The sequence below is a fragment of the Tomitella fengzijianii genome, assembly GCF_007559025.1.
GTDB lineage: Bacteria > Actinomycetota > Actinomycetes > Mycobacteriales > Mycobacteriaceae > Tomitella > Tomitella fengzijianii.
Genome location: NZ_CP041765.1, coordinates 2028006 through 2045748 on the forward strand (window position 1 = coordinate 2028006; position 17743 = coordinate 2045748).

The 17743-nt window shown below is 72.9% G+C and carries 12 protein-coding genes; 4 read left to right on the forward strand and 8 right to left on the reverse strand.

Features of this window, described 5'->3' with window-relative positions; genetic code table 11:
• Window positions 1–98 precede the first annotated feature (98 nt).
• From FO059_RS09225 to aspS, 7 genes are all read right to left on the reverse strand, one after another.
• On the reverse strand, window positions 99–932 hold the full coding sequence (locus tag FO059_RS09225) for a shikimate dehydrogenase (RefSeq protein ID WP_143908195.1): 834 nt from the start codon (window positions 930–932) through the stop codon (window positions 99–101).
• Window positions 922–2370 (reverse strand): endolytic transglycosylase MltG, encoded by a 1449-nt coding sequence (mltG, locus tag FO059_RS09230; RefSeq protein ID WP_143908197.1) that lies wholly within the window; start codon window positions 2368–2370, stop codon window positions 922–924. Before mltG ends, FO059_RS09225 begins: the two co-directional genes overlap by 11 nt.
• Window positions 2367–2912 carry a Holliday junction resolvase RuvX gene (gene ruvX, locus FO059_RS09235; protein WP_143908198.1) on the reverse strand — a complete coding sequence of 182 codons (546 nt, stop codon included), beginning with the start codon at window positions 2910–2912 and terminating at the stop codon, window positions 2367–2369. Before ruvX ends, mltG begins: the two co-directional genes overlap by 4 nt.
• The gene (alaS, locus tag FO059_RS09240; RefSeq protein ID WP_143908200.1) at window positions 2905–5565 is read right to left on the reverse strand and encodes an alanine--tRNA ligase; all 2661 of its coding nucleotides are present in this window, start codon (window positions 5563–5565) and stop codon (window positions 2905–2907) included. The genes ruvX and alaS overlap by 8 nt, the downstream gene beginning before the upstream one ends.
• A gap of 155 nt (window positions 5566–5720) precedes the next feature.
• Window positions 5721–7070 (reverse strand): replication-associated recombination protein A, encoded by a 1350-nt coding sequence (locus tag FO059_RS09245; RefSeq protein ID WP_143910610.1) that lies wholly within the window; start codon window positions 7068–7070, stop codon window positions 5721–5723.
• A 77-nt stretch (window positions 7071–7147) separates the two neighbouring features.
• Entirely contained in the window at window positions 7148–8281 is a 1134-nt protein-coding gene (locus FO059_RS09250; protein WP_168226603.1) for a protein kinase family protein, read from the reverse strand.
• 212 nt (window positions 8282–8493) lie between these two features.
• Complete coding sequence (gene aspS, locus FO059_RS09255; protein WP_143910611.1) at window positions 8494–10308, reverse strand: aspartate--tRNA ligase; 1815 nt, start codon at window positions 10306–10308, stop codon at window positions 8494–8496.
• A 240-nt stretch (window positions 10309–10548) separates the two neighbouring features.
• Here aspS and FO059_RS09260 point away from each other — a divergent pair, with 240 nt between their 5' ends.
• Together FO059_RS09260 and FO059_RS09265 are read left to right on the forward strand one after the other, a co-directional pair.
• Window positions 10549–11463, forward strand: a complete 915-nt coding sequence (locus FO059_RS09260; RefSeq protein ID WP_158726497.1) for an MOSC domain-containing protein — start codon at window positions 10549–10551, stop codon at window positions 11461–11463.
• 243 nt (window positions 11464–11706) lie between these two features.
• On the forward strand, window positions 11707–13458 hold the full coding sequence (locus tag FO059_RS09265; RefSeq protein ID WP_143908207.1) for a pyruvate dehydrogenase: 1752 nt from the start codon (window positions 11707–11709) through the stop codon (window positions 13456–13458).
• Window positions 13459–13461: 3 nt separating this feature from the next.
• Here the strand turns inward: FO059_RS09265 and FO059_RS09270 are convergent, their stop codons facing one another.
• Window positions 13462–15237 carry a dihydroxyacetone kinase family protein gene (locus tag FO059_RS09270; RefSeq protein ID WP_143908209.1) on the reverse strand — a complete coding sequence of 592 codons (1776 nt, stop codon included), beginning with the start codon at window positions 15235–15237 and terminating at the stop codon, window positions 13462–13464.
• 125 nt (window positions 15238–15362) lie between these two features.
• Here FO059_RS09270 and FO059_RS09275 point away from each other — a divergent pair, with 125 nt between their 5' ends.
• A complete protein-coding gene (locus tag FO059_RS09275; RefSeq protein ID WP_143908211.1) occupies window positions 15363–15755 on the forward strand; it encodes a VOC family protein in 393 nt (130 codons plus the stop codon).
• A 156-nt stretch (window positions 15756–15911) separates the two neighbouring features.
• The gene (locus FO059_RS09280; RefSeq protein ID WP_143908213.1) at window positions 15912–17618 is read left to right on the forward strand and encodes an AMP-binding protein; all 1707 of its coding nucleotides are present in this window, start codon (window positions 15912–15914) and stop codon (window positions 17616–17618) included.
• The last annotated feature ends 125 nt before the right edge of the window (window positions 17619–17743 follow it).

Genomic DNA, 17743 nt, shown 5'->3' on the forward strand with positions numbered 1-17743 from the left:
ACCGGCATCCGCGGCGCGGCGACCTGGCGTGATGCAGGAACCTGTGCAGAACGCGCACGTATCCACAGGCCGCCGCGCCAGGCGGCCGATGCCGGGAATCAGCCGAGCGCCGCCGCCATCGCCGCACGCGGCGCGGGCTTGCCGGTGAACTGTTCCACCTGCCCGTACGCCTGCCCGAGCAGCATGGCCAAGCCGCCGACCACGACGCCGCCGCCGTCGAGCACCGCGCGCGCGGCCGACGTCGGCCACGGGTGGTAGGCCACGTCGAGGAACCGGCGGGCGGAGGCCAGCGCGCCCGCCAGCGCTGCGGCGGCGTCGCCGGGCAGGGTGCTGATCACGAGGGGGGCCTGTGCGCAGGCCTCGGCGAAGCCCGCGGACCCCAGCGTCACCACGTGCGGGTCGAGCCCGGCGCGCCGGGCGCAGTCGACCGCCCCCACCGCGCGAGTGGTGTCCCGGACCGCCAGCGTCACCTCGCCGGCGCCGCGGTCGGCCAGGGCGACGAGGGCCGGCCGCGCAGTGCCGCCCGCGCCGAGGATCACCGCCGGAGGGGCGTCCGCCAGGCCGGCCCCCCGCGGCGCGTCGAGCTCGTCGAGCGCCGCGGTGACGCCGTCGATGTCGGTGCAGTCGGCCCGCCACCCGCCCGGGATCCGCACCAGGGTGTTGGCGGCGCCCACCAGCTCGGCGCGCGCCGTCCGCTCGGCCGCGATGGCGAGTGCGGCGAACTTGCCGGGCATCGTCACCGACAACCCCACCCATTCGGGGCCGAGCGCGCCCACCAGGCCCGGCAGCGCGTCCGCGTCGCACTCGATGCGCTCGTAGGTCCAGTCCGCCAGCCCCAGCGCGCGGTAGGCGGCCAGGTGCAGCTGCGGGGACCGCGAATGCGCGATGGGGCTGCCCAGCACGCCCGCCTTCCGGGGGCGGTCAGCGTCCACTGTCGAGCACCCCCGCCGCCTGGGCCTTCTTGATGTTCTCCAGGTGTTCGTCGTAGTTGTCGGTGAACAGGGTGGTGCCGTCCTTGCTGACGGTGGCGAAGTACAGCCAGTCGCCGGGCGCCGGGTTCTCCGCGGCCTGCAGCGCCTTCTGCCCGGGCGCGGAGATCGGAGTGGCGGGCAACCCCTCCATCGCGTACGTGTTCCACGGCGTGGTGCGGGCGCGGTCGGCGTCGGTGGTCGCCACCTCCTGCTTGTCGAGCGCGTAGTTGACGGTGGAATCGAACTGCAGCTTCTGCCCCTTGGCCAGGCGGTTCAGGATCACGCGCGACACCTTGGGGTAGTCGTTCGGAGGCGCCTCGCGCTCGATGAGGGAGGCGGCGACGAGCGTGTCGTAGGGGCTCAGCCCCGTCCGGGACCCCGCATCGGAGATCCCGCTCGATTCGAACGCGTCCGCGGACTGGGTGAACATGGTGCGCAGCACGGTGGCGGGGTCGTCCGTCGGGTTGAAGTTCCAGCTTCCCGCCATGATCAGCCCCTCGTAGCGGCGCTGCGGCTCCTGGACCGCCCGCACCCTGTCCACCGCCCACGACGGGACCCCCATCCGGGCCGGGTCGGTGGTGGCGAGCGCCTGCGAGAGCTGCTCGACGGTGAGGCAATCGCGTGACCCGTGGTCGTCCATGCAGCTCGCGTTGGAAATGAGCCGCAGGATGCCGGGCGTGGTGTTGCCCTTCACCGTGCTGATGTCGGCCAGCTGTCGCCCCTCGGGGATGACGACGGCCCCCACGCGCCCCGTCGCCGACGTCATCTGCTGGACGGCGGATTCGCCGGACATCTCGGTCTTCACCTGGTAGTACCCGGGGTGGATCGTGCTCATCGCGGCGTTGCCCTGCGCGGCGTCGAGGAAGGCCTGGGCGCTCTTGACCACGTCCCGGTCGTAGAGCGTGTTGGCGATCGCGGTGGTGCTGTCGCCGGCCGCCACCTCGATGACGACGCCTTGATCGCCGGTGCCGGAGTAGTCCGGCGGCCCGCCGAAGAACGAGCCCAGCAACGCTTTGCCGCCGATGAACGCGACGGCGATGAGCGCCGCCAGCCCCAGCAGCGCGAACACCGTGCCCCGCCGTCGGCGCCGTTGGGCTGCCTGGCCGGCGCGCCGCCGGCCGTGGCGGCCGGACCGCTGCGACCGACGGGGGCCTCCCGGGCCGCCGTCGCCCGGCGCACCCGCGTCGCCGCCGCCGGTGACGGGTCCGTCGTCCGCACCTCCGCCGACCGATCCGCCGCCGACGTAACGGGGGGCCACCCGTTCGCGCGGCCACACGTACTCACCACGGTGCCGGTGCGATCCGGACGCGCCCGGATGGCCGCTTCCGCGCCGGGCGCCGTGCCCCGCGTCGCCGCCCGCGCGCGGGCTGTCCGCCTCGCTGGGGTGGTGGTCCGTCACTGGCCGTCCTCCGCATCGTCGCTGCCCGGTCGTGTCCCGCGAGTCCCCGCCGCACCGGCATCCGCCGCGGCGGCGGCCGCTTTGGCACGCTCGAGCCAATCCTGCAGTATCGCCACCGCTGCGGCCTGGTCGATCACCGACCGCCCGCGCCGAGTGTCGACTCCGCTGCGGTGGAGCGACTGCTGCGCGGTGACCGTGCTGAACCTCTCGTCGGCGAACAGTACCGGTACCGGGGCGATGACCCCCTCGAGGACACGCGCGAACGCACGCACCGTCGCGGTGGCCTTGCCCTCGGTGCCCCGCAGCGTCCGGGGAAGCCCGACGATCACCGCGACGGCCTCGTACTCGTCCACCAAAGCCGCTATGCGGCGGATGTCCGGCGCCTGCGCGTGATTCTTCTTGGCGCGCTGCACCGTCTCGACGGGGGTCGCCAGAATCCCGTCGGGGTCGCAGGAGGCCACCCCGACGCGTACCGAGCCGACGTCGATCGCCAGCCGCCTGCCCCTGTCCCAGCCCGCGGCGGCGGGCTCCGGGTCAGCGATCGGTCAGCTCCGCGCGCAGAGCGGCGACCGCAGCCTCGACGCCGCCGGGGTCGGTGCCCGCGCCCTGCGCGAGGTCGGGTTTGCCGCCTCCGCGTCCACCGATCGCCGGGGCGAAGGCCTTGACCAGGTCGCCCGCCTTGAGTCCGGCGTCGCGGGCGGCGCCGGACGTGGCGACCACGAACGGGACCTTGCCGCCGTCGTCGCCGAAGAGCACCACCACCGAGGCCGCGTCGCCGAGCCGCCCGCGGACGTCGCCGGCGAGCGCGCGCAGCTCGTTCCCGCCGCCCCCGCCTGGTGCCTTGGCAGCCACCAGCAGCACGTCGCCCACCCGCTCGGCCGACTCCGCGATGGGCCCCGCCGCCGCGGCCAGGGAGGCGCTCTTGGCCTTCTCCACCTCGCGCTCGGCCACCTTGAGCCTGTCGATGAGGTTCTCCACCCGGCCGGGCACGTCCTCGGACGGCACCTTGAGCAGCGTCGCCACGCCCTGCAGCAGGGCCCGCTCGCGCGCCATGTGCTTCATCGACTCGGTGCCCACGAACGCCTCGATGCGCCGGACCCCCGAGCCCACCGACGACTCCCCCAGCACGGTGATGGGGCCGATCTGCGAGGAGTGCGCCACGTGGGTGCCGCCGCAGAGTTCCATGGAGAACGGACCGCCGATCTCGACCACCCGGACCTCGTCGCCGTAGTTCTCGCCGAACAGCGCCATCGCGCCCATCTCCTTCGCCGCGTCCAGCGAGGTTTCGATGGTGTTGACGGTGTGGTCGGCGCCGACGGCGGCGTTGGACACGTCCTCGATCTCCTGGCGCGTCGTCTCGCTGAGCCCGCCCTGCCAGTGGAAGTCGAAACGCAGGTAGCCGGGCTTGTTGAGCGACCCGGCCTGGACGGCGTTGGGCCCGAGCACCTGCCGCAGCGCACCGTGCACCATGTGGGTGCCGGAGTGGCCCTGGGTTGCGCCGTGCCGCCACGACGAATCGACCTGGGCCAGCACGGCGTCGCCCTCGGTCACCTGGCCGCGGTCCACGCTGACCTTGTGCACCCAGAGCTTCTTGGCGATCTTCTGCACGTCGTTCACCGTGAGCCGGGTGCCGTCGGCGGTGATGACGCCGGCGTCGGCGATCTGCCCGCCGGCCTCCGCGTAGAGCGGGCTGCGGTCGAGGATCACCTCGACCTCCTCGCCCGCCACTGCGGTGGGCACGCGCACGCCGTCGCGCACCAGGGCCAGGACGGTGGCCTCCGTGTTGAGCTCGTCGAAGCCGGTGAACTCGGTGGGATGCCCGTCGACCAGCTCCCGGTACACCGTCAGGTCGGCGTGCGCGTGTTTACGCGCCTGCGCATCGGCCTTGGCGCGGGCGCGCTGCTCGGCCATGAGCGCGCCGAACCCCTCGCGGTCCACCTCCAGGCCGGCCTCGGCCGCCATCTCCAGGGTCAGGTCGATGGGGAAACCGTAGGTGTCGTGCAGCGTGAACGCGTCGGCCCCGCCGATGCGCGCCGAGCCCTGCGACCTCGTCTGCCGGGCGACGTCCTCGAACAGTTTGGAGCCGGAGGCCAGCGTGCCCAGGAAGGCCGCCTCCTCGCCCACAGCGACGTTCCGGACGCGGTCGTAGTCGGTCTCCAGTTGCGGGTAGGACGGCGCCATGGCCACCCGGACGGTGTCCATGAAGGCGCGCATCGTCGGCTGGTCCGCGCCCAGCAGCCGCGCCGAGCGCACGATGCGGCGCAGAAGCCGGCGCAGCACGTAGCCGCGGCCGTCGTTGCCCGGGTTGACGCCGTCGAGGATCAGCATCGCGGCCGTGCGGGCGTGGTCGGCGATCACCCGGAAGCGCACGTCCGACGCGGCGTCGGAGCCGTACCGGCGGCCGGTGAGCTCCTCGGCCCTGTCGATGACGGGCCGCAGAAGGTCGGTCTCGTAGACGTTCTCGACGCCTTGCAGCAGGAAGGCCACGCGCTCGACGCCCATGCCGGTGTCGATGTTCTTGCGGGGCAGCGGGCCCAGGATCTCGTAGTCGTCCTTGCTGGTGCCCTCGCCGCGCTCGTTCTGCATGAACACGAGGTTCCAGATCTCGATGTAGCGGTCCTCGTCCGCCTCGGGTCCGCCCTCGCTGCCGTATGCCGGGCCGCGGTCGTAGAAGATCTCGGAGCACGGACCGCACGGCCCCGGGATGCCCATCGACCAGTAGTTGTCCGTCATCCCGCGGCGCTGGATCCGCTCGGCCGGCAGGCCCACCTCGTCGCGCCAGATGCCGAAGGCCTCGTCGTCGTCCAGATAGACGGTGGCCCACAGCCGCTCGGGGTCGAACCCGAAGCCGCCGTCGTCCTGCGCACCCGTGAGCAGCGTCCACGCGAACGTGATCGCCTCGCGCTTGAAGTAGTCGCCGAACGAGAAGTTGCCCGCCATCTGGAAGAAGGTGTTGTGACGCGTGGTGATGCCCACCTCCTCGATGTCCAGGGTGCGCACGCACTTCTGGATGGAGGTGGCCCGGCTGTAGGGGGCGCTCTGCTGGCCCAGGAAGTAGGGCACGAAGGGCACCATGCCCGCGTTGACGAAAAGCAGGTTCGGGTCATCGAGGAGCAACGATGCGCTTGCGACCTCGGTGTGACCGTTCTTCACGTAGTGGTCGAGGAAGCGCTTGCGAATCTCGTGGGTCTGCACCTGGAATCCTTCGAATCTGCCGGTTGTGTCTCGCTGCTGCCGCGGGTGTGCGCCGGGCCGGACGGGCGGCCGCGGGCCGGATCCAGCTTACCGCCCGGACTTCCGGCGCCATGCCCGCGCACGCGGCGACCCGCGGCCGGTGTCGTCGCCGCCGGTCAGCGGCCCCGCACGATACGACGCAGCTTGGGCAGCCGCTCGCTGAGTCCGCGCTCCGCCCCGTGCGCGGTGGGCGTGTAGTAGTCCACGCCCACCAGCTCGTCGGGCGGGTACTGCTGCGGAACCACGGCCGACGGCGCGTCGTGCGGGTACTTGTAGCCGACGGCGTTGCCCAGGCCCTGCGCGCCCTTGTAGTGGCCGTCGCGCAGGTGCGGCGGGACCATCCCGGCCCTCCCGCGGGAGACGTCCGCCATCGCCTGCGAGATGGCGGCGTTGACGGCGCCGGACTTGGGCGCGGACGCCAGGTGGATCGTCGCCTGCGCCAGCGCCAGGCGCGCCTCGGGCAGCCCCACCAGCTGGACCACCTGCGCGGCCGCGGCCGCCGCCTGCAGGGCCGTCGGGTCCGCCATGCCGACGTCCTCGCTCGCGTGGATCATCAGGCGGCGGGCGATGAACCGGGGGTCCTCCCCCGCCACGATCATCCGGGCCAGGTAGTGCAACGCCGCGTCCACGTCGGAGCCCCTGATGGACTTGATGAACGCGCTGATGACGTCGTAATGCTGGTCGCCGTCGCGGTCGTAGCGCACTGCGGCCCGGTCCACCGCGGATTCGACCGTCGGCAGGTCCACGGCGACCGGGCCGTCGGACGCGCCCGCGCGCGCGACGGCCACGTCCGCCGCCGCCTCCAGGGTGGTCAGCGCGCGCCGCGCGTCCCCGCCCGCCAGGGCCACGAGGTGATCGAGGGCGTCGTCGTCCACGGTGATCGTGCCCCCGTAGCCGCGCTCGTCGTCCACCGCGCGGCGCAGCAGGGCGGCGATGTCCGGCACGGTCAACGGCTGCAGCTGCAGCACCAGCGAGCGCGAGAGAAGGGGCGAGACGACGGAGAACGACGGGTTCTCCGTCGTGGCCGCGACCAGCAGCACGATGCGGTTCTCCACGGCGGACAGCAGGGCGTCCTGCTGGGTCTTGGAGAACCGGTGGACCTCGTCGATGAACAGCACGGTCTGCGTTCCCTGCGCCGCGCGCCGCCGCGCCACCTCGATGATCGCCCGGACTTCCTTGACGCCGGCCGACAGCGCCGACAGCGACTCGAACCGGCGCCCGGTGGTGGACGAGATCAACGAGGCGAGCGTGGTCTTGCCGGTGCCGGGCGGACCGTAGAGGATCACCGAGCTCGCGCCCGCGCCCTCGACCAGCCGACGCAGCGGAGCGCCGGTGTCCAGCAGGTGCTGCTGTCCCAGCACTTCGTCGAGCGTCCGCGGCCGCATGCGCACCGCGAGCGGGGCGCCGGGGTCCGGCGCCGGGCGTGCCGCACCCGCGTCGTCGCCCGGCGTACCCATCAGCTCCATGGAACCGTCGTCGTCATCGAACAGCGCGGGCGCTGCGCCGTCGTCGGCGTCGTCCCCGTGCCGCCCGCGCAGGCCCGTCACTCTTCGAGCGCCCCCAGCACGGCGCGGGCGTGGTCGCCGACGGCGGCATCGCCGAGGTTGTCGGCGAACGCCGCCAGGATCGCCCACCGGCGGCGCAGCGCGGGCCGCCGGCCCACAGCGAGTTCATGCTGGCGCAGCCACGACTCGGCGTCCTCGTCGACGTGCATGTCCGGGCCGGAGGGGTCGAGGAACAGCCACGTGCTCAGCCACAGCCACACGAGCATCGCCGCCAGCAGCCGCGAGTACAGGACCGAGTCGTCGCGGAGCTGCGGGAACACGGAGACGACCTCCGCGCGCCACGCCTCCACCATCTCCTCCACCTGGTCCTGGCTGAGTTCCAGCGCGCACAGGCACGTGGGGAACGACGCCAGCGCGTAGCTGATGTCCAGGGTGGCGTCGCGGAACCCGCCCCACTCGTAGTCGAGGAACTTCACCCCGCCCTCGTTGACGAGGATGTTGTCCGGGCACAGGTCCGCGGTGCTGAACGCCCGGAAGCGCCCGCCGTCGAACAGCTCCCGGCCACTGGCTGCGGTGGCCCGCACGTCCTCGGGCACCGCGACGGCGAGTATGTCCTGCAGCATCGAGGGCACCTCGTCCACCGCGCGCGCCGCCTGCGCGTTCAGCGGGTGAGCCTCGTCGACGCCCGCGGTGCGGTGCAGCAGCGTCGTGTAGTCCTCCTCGCGGCCGTACGTGCTGGAATGCATCCGGCCCAGCGACTGCGCGAGCGCCATCAGCGAATGCGTCACCTCCGACGTGTCACGGCGGGCGAGCAATTCGCCCATCGCGGGGGCGTCGCCCAGGTCGGAGAGCACCAGCAGGCGCGCGTCCAGGTCGTAGGCGACCAGCTCCGGGCCCGGGCGGTGCGCGGCGGACAGCGAATTGCAGAACTGGTAGGAGACCGCCTCGCGCCGGAAGGACTCGTCGATCTGACCGTCCGCCAGTTGCCGGTTGCCGCCCAGGACCTGCTTGAGCACCAGCGTCCGCGGCAGCGAGAACGGATTCTCCGCCACGCGCACCCGCAGCACGACGGTGTCTCCACCGCCGCCGAGGTCCGTCGCGTCCACCAGACGTACTGCGGCGCCTGTGCGCCGCTTGAGCAGCTCCTGGGCCGCCTCCACCACCTCGTCCACGGGGTCAGGCCATCCATCCCGAATGCGGTCTACGATTGTCGCGGTCATCACATCCCAAACTACCCGGCCGCCGTGGCCGAGCACCTGTCAAATCTAGTCGGCGCGGATCACGATTCGATACCGAACGCGTTCCGTCGTCGTCGCGCCTGCGACGCTACCCCGGACACGGGGCATCCGCCCCGTTCCGGCGGCTTCCGGCGCGTTCCGCCGGCTCACGCCCCGGCGGCGTCGGATCCCCGGTCGGCGGACCCCGGGTCAGCGGACTCGTCCTCCGGCTCGTAGTCGATGCCGGACTCCGCGCGCTGCTCGGCGGTGATCGGCGCAGGTGCGTCGGTGAGCGGATCCACCCCGCCGCCCGACTTGGGGAACGCGATGACCTCGCGGATCGAGTCGACACCGGCCAGCAGCGCGGTGATCCGGTCCCAGCCGAAGGCGATGCCGCCGTGCGGGGGTGCGCCGTAGGAGAACGCGTCGAGCAGGAAACCGAACTTCTCCCTGGCCTCCTCCTCGCCGATGCCCATCACCGCGAACACCCTCTCCTGGATGTCCTTGCGGTGGATGCGGATGGAGCCGCCGCCGATCTCGTTGCCGTTGCAGACGATGTCGTAGGCGTAGGCCAGCGCCGAACCCGGGTCCGTGTCGAAGCTGTCCAGGAACTCCGGCTTGGGCGAGGTGAACGCGTGGTGCACCGCGGTCCAGGCGCTGTGGCCCAGCGCCACGTCACCCTCTGCGGTCGCGTCGGACGCGGGCTCGAACATCGGCGCGTCGACCACCCACACGAACGCCCAGGCGTCCGGGTCGATCAGGTCGAGCTTGCGGGCGATCTCGCCGCGTGCAGCGCCCAGCAGCGCGCGCATCGGCTTGGTGGCGCCGGCGGCGAAGAAGATGCAGTCCCCGGGCGCGGCGCCGACGTGGGCCGCCAGCCCCGCACGCTCGGCCTCGGTGATGTTCTTGGCGACCGGGCCGCCCAGGGTCCCGTCCTCCTGCACCAGCACGTAGGCCAGCCCCTTGGCGCCGCGCTGCTTGGCCCACTCCTGCCACGCGTCGAGCTGGCGGCGGGGCTGGCCCGCACCGCCCGGCATCACCACGGCGCCCACGTACTCCGACTGGAACACGCGGAAGGTGGTGTCCTTGAAGTAGTCGGCGCACTCGACCAGCTCGATGTCGAAACGCAGATCAGGCTTGTCGGATCCGTAGCGGCGCATGGACTCGACGTAGGTCAGCCGCGGGAACGGGGCGTCGAGCGTGATCCCCTTGACCGCCCACAGCCCGGCGAGGATCTGCTCGGCCAGGGCGATCACGTCCTCCTGGTCGACGAAGCTCATCTCGACGTCGAGCTGGGTGAACTCGGGCTGGCGGTCGGCGCGGAAGTCCTCGTCGCGGTAGCACCGGGCGATCTGGTAGTACCGCTCCATACCCGCGACCATGAGCAGCTGCTTGAACAGCTGGGGGCTCTGCGGCAGCGCGTAGAAGGTGCCGGGGCGCAGCCGTGCCGGCACCAGGAAGTCGCGGGCGCCCTCGGGGGTGGAGCGCGTCATGGTCGGCGTCTCGATCTCGACGAAGTCGTGGCTCTCGAGCACCCGGCGTGCCGCGGCGTTGACCTTGGAGCGCAGGCGCAGCGCCGCGCCCGGGCCCTCGCGGCGCAGGTCCAGGTAGCGGTAGCGCAGGCGCGCCTCCTCGCCCGGGTTGTCGTCGAGCTGGAACGGCAGCGCGGCCGCTTCCGAGAGCACCTCGAGTGCGGAGGCGTTGACCTCGATGGCGCCGGTGGGCAGCTCCGGGTTCTCGTTGCCCTCGGGGCGGATCTCCACCCTGCCGGTGACCTTCACGCAGAACTCCGAACGCAGGCGGTGCGCCGCCTCCGCCACCGCGCTCTCGCGGAACACCACCTGGGCCACGCCGGAGGAATCGCGCAGGTCGATGAAGATCACGCCGCCGTGGTCACGGCGACGCGCCACCCAGCCGGTGAGCGTGACGGTCGAATCGGCGTGCTCGGCTCGCAGGGAACCGGCCTCGTGGGTGCGCAGCACTGCTGTCCTCTCCATGGTGAGTCCACTCCGCGGGTGGCGCCTGGTCACGCCACACCCCGCCGATCTTACGGAGCGACCGGCCGCTGCGCGTGCGCGGGCCGTGCACCCGGGACGTCCGCGCACCCCGCGTCGGCGCACCGCGGTGAGACCCGCAGCACAACGACGCGCGGCCGCGCGGATACGGTGCGCACACGATGCATGCGCCGCGCCGGTTCGCGGCGGGGACGGAGACGGGTACGGATGAGTTCAGCGGACGAGCACCTGCGGGTCACGGAGATCTGGCGGTACCCCGTCAAATCGCTCGGCGGCGAGCGGCTCACCAGCGCGCAGGTGCACCGGGACGGGCTCGCGGGCGATCACCGGTGGGCCATCGTCGACGAATCCAACGGGACGGTGGCGAGCGCCAAGCGCACCCGGGTGTGGGGCGCGCTGCTGCAGTGCTCCGCACGCCTGGACCCCGGCGCCGACCCTGCCGACCCGGCCGCCCTGCGCATCACCACGCCCGACGGCGCCGAGTCTGCGGGCGACGACCCGGCCACCCTCGCCCGGCTCTCCGAGCTCTGCGGCCGCCCGCTGCGGCTGCAGTATTCGTCCGCCGTTCCGCCCGGCGGGATGACGATGGAGATGGAGTGGGCGCCCGAGACGCATGAGGGCATGGAGAAGGCCATCGAGTACTCGTCGGCCCGGGCCGCGCAGGACGCGGGATCCTCGGTCCCCGTGGGCGCCGTGCCCACCGGCGGCGGCCGCGGCCGGTACTACGACCTCGCACCCGTGCACATCGTCACCACCTCGAGCGTGCGCCGGCTGATCGACGACGACACCCCGATCCGGGCCGCGGTGCGCAGGTTCCGCCCCAACATCGTGGTGGGCGGCGACGACTGGGACGACGGCTATGTGGAGGACACCTGGCTGGGCGGCCCGATCGAGGCGGGCGCGCTGGGACTCACCCCGACGATCCCCGTCGGCCGGTGCGTCATGGTGACCCTGCAGCACGGCACCGTCGAGCGCGACCGGACCGCGCTGCGCCGGATCGCGGCCCGGCACCGGCGCGACGTCGGCTACGGCACCGCTCCCGCCCCTGCGCTCGGGATCTACGCCGACGTGCACCGGCCGGCGACGGTGGAGGTCGGCGATGCGGTGCGGGTCGGGGGGTGAGCTGGCGGGGTGGGCGGACGCGGTGAGCGGACGGCATGAGCAGGTGGCCGCCGTGCACAGGTGACCCGCCGCCGCCCCGCGCGCCGATTGCCACGACACGCCGGGGCAATGCGCGCGCGGCGAACCAACAGGCGCGCGCCGACACGGGTCTGATCCGCGCGCCCTCCGCCGAAACCGCCACCGCGCGGTGAGGGCTCCGGTTAGCGTGGCGGCACATCCCCGCGCCCTACGCAAGGATCCGCCATGGCCAGGACAGTCGCAGACCAGCTCGTGCAGTCCCTCGTCGACGCGGGTGTGCGCCGCATCTACGGCATCGTCGGCGACAGCCTCAACCCCGTCGTCGACGCGGTGCGGCGCACCGGGGGCGCGGCGCACGGCGGGATCGATTGGGTGCACGTGCGCCACGAGGAGGCGGCGGCGTTCGCGGCATCGGCCGAGGCGCAGACGACGGGCCGGCTGGCGGTGTGCGCCGGCTCGTGCGGGCCGGGCAATCTGCACCTGATCAACGGGCTCTACGACGCGCACCGCTCCGGCGCCCCCGTCCTGGCCATCGCCTCGCACATCCCCAGCACCGAGATCGGGCGCGGGTACTTCCAGGAGACCCACCCGGACCGGCTCTTCGTCGAGTGCTCGCTGTACTGCGAGCTCGTTTCCACCACCGATCAGGCGCCGCACCTGTTCCGCGCGGCCATCCAGGCGGCCTCGGCCGACGACGGCGTGGCGGTGGTGACGCTGCCCGGCGACATCGCCTCGCAGCCGGCCACGGCGCCGCTGCCGCCGGTCGCCCTGCCGTTCCCCTCCACCCTGGTGCCGGACGACGACGCCGTGCGCATGCTCGCCGACGCCGTGAATTCGGCGGAGAAGGTCGCGATCTTCGCCGGCTACGGCGCCCGCGACGCGCACGACGAGGTGGTGGCGCTCGCCGACGCCCTGGGCGCGCCGGTGGGACACTCGCTGCGCGGCAAGGACTTCATCCAGTACGACAACCCGTTCGACGTGGGCATGACGGGGCTGCTGGGCTACGGCGCCGCGCACGCCGGCATCCACGACGCCGACCTGCTGATCCTGCTCGGCACCGACTTCCCCTATTCGCAGTTCCTGCCCGACGACGTCGCCACCGCCCAGGTGGACACCTGCGCCTCGGTGATCGGGCGGCGCACCCCGGTGCAGTTCCCCGTGCACGGCGATGTGGGGGCCACCGTGCGGGCGCTGCTGCCGCGGATCCGCCGCAAGACCGACCGCGGCTACCTGGAGCGCTGGCGCAAGCGGCACGACGCGATCATGACGAAGTCCGTCGGCGCCTACACGCAGGACGTCGAGCATCTCGTGCCGATCCACCCCGAGTACGTGGCCTCGATCCTCGACGAGGTGGCCGCCGACGACGCGGTCTTCTCCGCGGACACGGGCATGTGCAACGTGTGGGCCGCGCGCTACCTCACCCCCAACGGGCGGCGGCGGTTCCTCGCATCGTCGCTGCACGGTTCAATGGCCAACGCGCTGCCGCACTGCATCGGCGTGCAGCTGGCGCACCCCGGCCGTCAGGTGGTGTCGATCTCCGGCGACGGCGGGCTGTCGATGCTGCTGTCCGAGCTGATCACCGTGGGCGCGTACCGCATCCCAGTCAAGATCGTCGTGTTCGACAATTCCACGCTGGGCATGGTCAAGGCGGAGATGCTGGTGGACGGGTTGCCGGACTTCGGTGTGGACGTGCCGCAGGTGGATTTCCGGGGCATCGCCGCGGCGGCCGGCATCGACGCGCGGCGCGTGGACAAGCCGGAGGACGTGCACGGCGCGCTCGAACACGCGATGGCCGTCGACGGCCCGGCGCTGGTGCAGGTGATCACCGATCCGCGGGCCCTGTCGATGCCGCCCACTGTCACCGGCGCACAGATCAAGGGGTTCGCGCTGGCGATGTCCAAGGTGGTCGTCGGCGGGGGCATGGGCGAGGCCGTCAGCCTGGCCCGGTCCAACCTGCGCAACATCCCCCGGCCCTGACCGTCATGCCGCCCGCGCCGCCTCCTCGAACAGCCACGCCATGACCAGGGCGCCCGGGTCGATGACGCCGCGGGCGGCCTCGCCGATGTAGCTGGCGCGCCCGCGCCGGGCGGTGATCCCCGCGGTGGATTCCGCCCCGCGCGCCGCCGCATCCGCCGCCGAGGAGAGAACCGTGGCCGGGGAGGACGCGTTCCCCACTCCCTCTTCGAGGGCCCGCACCGCCGGGTCGAGCGCGTCGATCATCGTCTTGTCGCCGGGCTGCGCGCCGCCGAGCGCCGTGATGGCGTCGAGCCCTGAGCGCGCGCCGCGGGCGAGGTCCGCGACGGTGAACCCGGCGGGTCCGGACCCGGCAGTAGCCCCGGCGGCGCCGGCGAGCCGGCGGAACCACACGCCGAACAGGGCGCCCGACGTGCCGCCCGCGTGGCCCAGATACGCGTCCGAGACCGCGGTGAAGGCCCGCTCCGGCGAGGACGCGGTGCGCAGCGCGTCGAGGTCGAGGGTGTCGAGCGCCGCGACCATGTTGGTGCCGAAGTCGCCGTCACCCGCCTGCCGGTCCAGACGGGTGAGCGCCGGCTCCTCGTCGATGACCCGGCCAGCCCAGGCGCCGAGCCACTCCCCGACGGCCCCGAAGCCGGTCGGCCGGACGTCCGGGCCGTCGGTCGCCGATGCGCCGCCGGCCGACTCGTCGCCCGGGGCCGCACCCCCGCCCGAGGGGGGCGCGGCGGCGCCAGCGGAACCGGCGGTGTGCACGCGGCGCGAGGGCGCGTTGGGCCAGGCGGGTGCGTCGGTGTCCGCGTCCCACAGTTCCAGGATCTCGTCGTCGCAGCGGATCAGCGTGATCGACGCGCCCGCCATGTCCAGCGCGGTGGTGAACGAGCCGACGATCGCGCGCGCGACGACCAGCCCGCGGTGCGCAAGGTGTTCGTGCAGCTCGCCGTAGAGCAGCTGCAGCTCCAGCGGGTGCGTGGCGCCGAGGCCATTGACGATCGCGATCAGCCTGTCGTCGTCCGCGGGCGGCAGCGCGTCGAGCACTCGGTCCGCGAGCAACGGCACCAGCTCGTGCGCGCGCATCGCGTCGCGGCGTTCGGTGCCCCGTTCGCCGTGGATGCCGATGCCGATCTCGATCTGTCCCTCCGGCAGGTCGAACGACGGTTCCTCCGCGCCGGGCAGCGTGCACGGTCGCAGGGCCACCGCCATGCTGCGCGCGCCGTCCGCCACCCGCCGGCCCAGCGCCGCCACGGCGGCCAGCTCGTCGCCCCGCGCGGCCGATGCCCCGCAGACCTTCTCCACGGCGATGGTCGCCGCGGTGCCCCGCATGCCCGGTCCGACGGCCTCCCCCGACTCGTCGGTGCCCTTGTCGCTGGCCACGTCGTCGGCCACCAGCACGTGTTCGACGGCGACGCCGTGCTCGCGGGCCAGGTCGGCGGCGATGCGGAAGTTGAGCACGTCGCCGGTGTAGTTCTTCACCACGTGCACCACCCCGGCGCCGGCGTCCACCGCGCGGGTCGCCGCGTCGATCTGCAGCGCGTTCGGCGACGTGAACACCAGGCCCGGGCACGCGCCGGCGAGCATGCCGCGCCCGATGAAGCCCGCGTGCATCGGCTCATGCCCCGACCCGCCGCCGGAGAGCACAGCGACCCGGCCGGGTGTGAGAGGGGCCCGGCGCGTCAGGTATCCGGGGTCGGGGTGCCAGGCCAGGTCGTCAGTGGCGGCCACGAGACCGCGGATCGCGTCGGCGACGAAGGACCTGGGGCTGTTGACGAACTGCGAATGGGCCATGGGCACTCGAGCACCTTTCCGCTTGCACCGGTTCCGCATCCGAGCCTATCGGCCCTCCCCGGCGTCGCGCGGGCACGACGATCCGTTCCGGCGCACCGGGCACCGGCGCGCTGCAGAATGGGGGCATGGAGGTACTCAGCGGAAGGATCCTGCTGCGGCCGTCGGACCTGTCCGCGTCGCAGTCGTTCTATCGGGACACGCTCGGCCTGGCGGTCGCCCGCGAGTTCGGGCCGCCCGCACATCCGGGGGTCGTGTTCTTCCTCGGCGGCGCGCTGCTGGAGGTTTCGGGGGGTGGGCCGGCGGGCGCGCGTGCGGGCATGGAGTTGTGGATGCAGGTCCGCGACGTCGAGGCCGAACATGCCCGCCTGGCCGCGGCCGGGGTGACGGTCCTGCGCGAGCCGCGCACCGAGCCATGGGGGCTGATCGAAATGTGGATCGCCGACCCGGACGGGGTGCGCATCGCTGTCGTGCAGATCCCGGAGGACCACCCACTGCGGCGCGACGTCAGAAGCTCCTGAGCCGCCCTTCAGAACCTGTGAGCCGGCCGTCCGGCCCCCCGTCCAGTCCGCGTCCCGGCCTGCGGATAAACAAGCGGACGGGCCTCGACGCACCGGGTAACACGGTGGTGGTGCGGCAGGCGCACGCAGGACCGCCGATCGAGGAGGCAGACCGAGTTGGGTACTGGGAAGACCGACGCCGGACGGACGAACGCCGCGGCGACGTTCGCCGAGGTGGTGCGCTCGCGCGCGGACGACGACAGCACGGGCCTGCTCTTCGAGGATCGCTCGTGGACGTGGCGCGAGGTGGTGCAGGAGGGCGCGGACCGCGCGGCACTGCTGGATTCGGCGGTCCCCGCCGCGCCCGGAGGACGACAGGTGCACGTGGGCGTGCTGCTGGAGAACGTGCCCGATTTCGTCTTCTGGCTGTGCGCGGCGTCGCTGTCCGGGGCCGTGGTCGTCGGCATCAACGCCAGCCGCAGCGGACCCGAACTCGCGCAGGACATCCGGCACGCGGACATCGACGTGATCGTCACTGAAGACCGCCTCGCGCATCTGATCACCGGCACCGGCCACGGGGTGCCCGGGCACCTGGTGTTCAACGTCGACCGCGACGACTACGCGGCGGCGCTCGCCCCGCATCGCGGCGCACCCCTGCCGGCGGAGTCGGCCGCGCCCGAACACATGGCGCTGCTGCTGTTCAGCTCCGGATCCACCGGTGCGCCCAAGGCCGTGATCGTGGGCCAGGGCCGCCTGGGCCGGCTCGCCGACGCGCTGATCGAGCGGGTCGAGCTGCGTCCGGATTCCGTCACCTACCTGTGCATGCCGCTGTTCCACGGCAATGCCGTCATGATGAACCTGGCCACGGCCATGCGGGTGGGCGCCACCGTGGGCATGGCCCGCAAATTCTCCGCCAGCGGCTTCTCCGCCGACATCCACCGCTTCGGCGCCACGTTCGTCAACTATGTGGGCCGCGCCCTGTCCTACGTGCTCAGCACGCCGGAGGATCCGCGTGACCAGGCGAGCACCCTGGAGCTGGCCTACGGCACCGAGGCGTCGGAGGCCGACGCGCAGCGGTTCGCCCGGCGTTTCGGCTGCACGGTCCGCGAGGGGTACGGCCTGTCCGAGGGCGTGTTCCGCATCGGGCGCACCCCGGAAACCCCTGCCGGCGCACTCGGTCTGCCCGCGTCGGGTGTCGACGTGCGGATCCTCGACGAGTCGTCGGGGCGGGAATGCCCGCGTGCACGGTTCGACGAGTCGGGTCGCCTGCTCGACTCCGGCGCGATCGGCGAGATCGTCGCCGTCGGCCTCGCCCACACCTTCGAGGGCTACTACAAGAACCCGGGGGCGATGGCGGAGCGGGTGCGCGGCGCCGACTTCTGGTCCGGCGACCTCGGCTACCGCGACGCCGACGGATACTTCTATTTCGCCGGCCGGTCGTCGGACAGGCTGCGCGTCGACAGCGAGAACTTCTCCGCCGCCCCCGTGGAGCGCATGGTCCAGCGGATGCCGGGCATCGCGTCCGCGCCGGTGTTCGCCGTGCCGGACCCGCGCACCGGCGACCGGGTGATGTGCGCCGTGGAGATGGCGGAGGGGCGGGCGTTCGACGCGGAGGCGTTCGGCGGCTTCCTGTCCGCCCAGCCGGAGATGAGCGCCAAGTGGTGGCCGACCTACGTGCGGATCATCGACCGCACCCCGCTCACCGGTAGCGGCAAGGTGAACAAGGGGCCGCTGCGCGCCTCGGCCTGGAACACCGTCGACCCCGTCTACGTCCGGGTGGACCGGACCGACCGCTACGTCCCGCTGGACGCGGAGGGCCGCGACGCCATCGAAGAGGAGTTCCGCCGGCACGGCCGCGTGGCGCTGCTGCCCGCCCCGGCCTGACCGTCCCGGCGGGGGAATCCGAGTGGCCTCCCCCGCCGGGACGCCCCGAAAGTGACCGTCGTCCCACCCCCGGATGGCCGCCTGACGGAAAGTCCCGAAGAGTACGCGACCCCGACACCCCACGG

Bases quoted from the DNA above. Each gene is read 5' to 3' on its own strand.
- FO059_RS09245 (WP_143910610.1), bottom strand. From the start codon at position 7,070: ATGGAGCTGATGGGTACGCCGGGCGACGACGCGGGTGCGGCACGCCCG.
- FO059_RS09260 (WP_158726497.1), top strand. From the start codon at position 10,549: ATGAGTTCAGCGGACGAGCACCTGCGGGTCACGGAGATCTGGCGGTAC.
- FO059_RS09265 (WP_143908207.1), top strand. From the start codon at position 11,707: ATGGCCAGGACAGTCGCAGACCAGCTCGTGCAGTCCCTCGTCGACGCG.
- FO059_RS09270 (WP_143908209.1), bottom strand. From the start codon at position 15,237: ATGGCCCATTCGCAGTTCGTCAACAGCCCCAGGTCCTTCGTCGCCGAC.
- FO059_RS09275 (WP_143908211.1), top strand. From the start codon at position 15,363: ATGGAGGTACTCAGCGGAAGGATCCTGCTGCGGCCGTCGGACCTGTCC.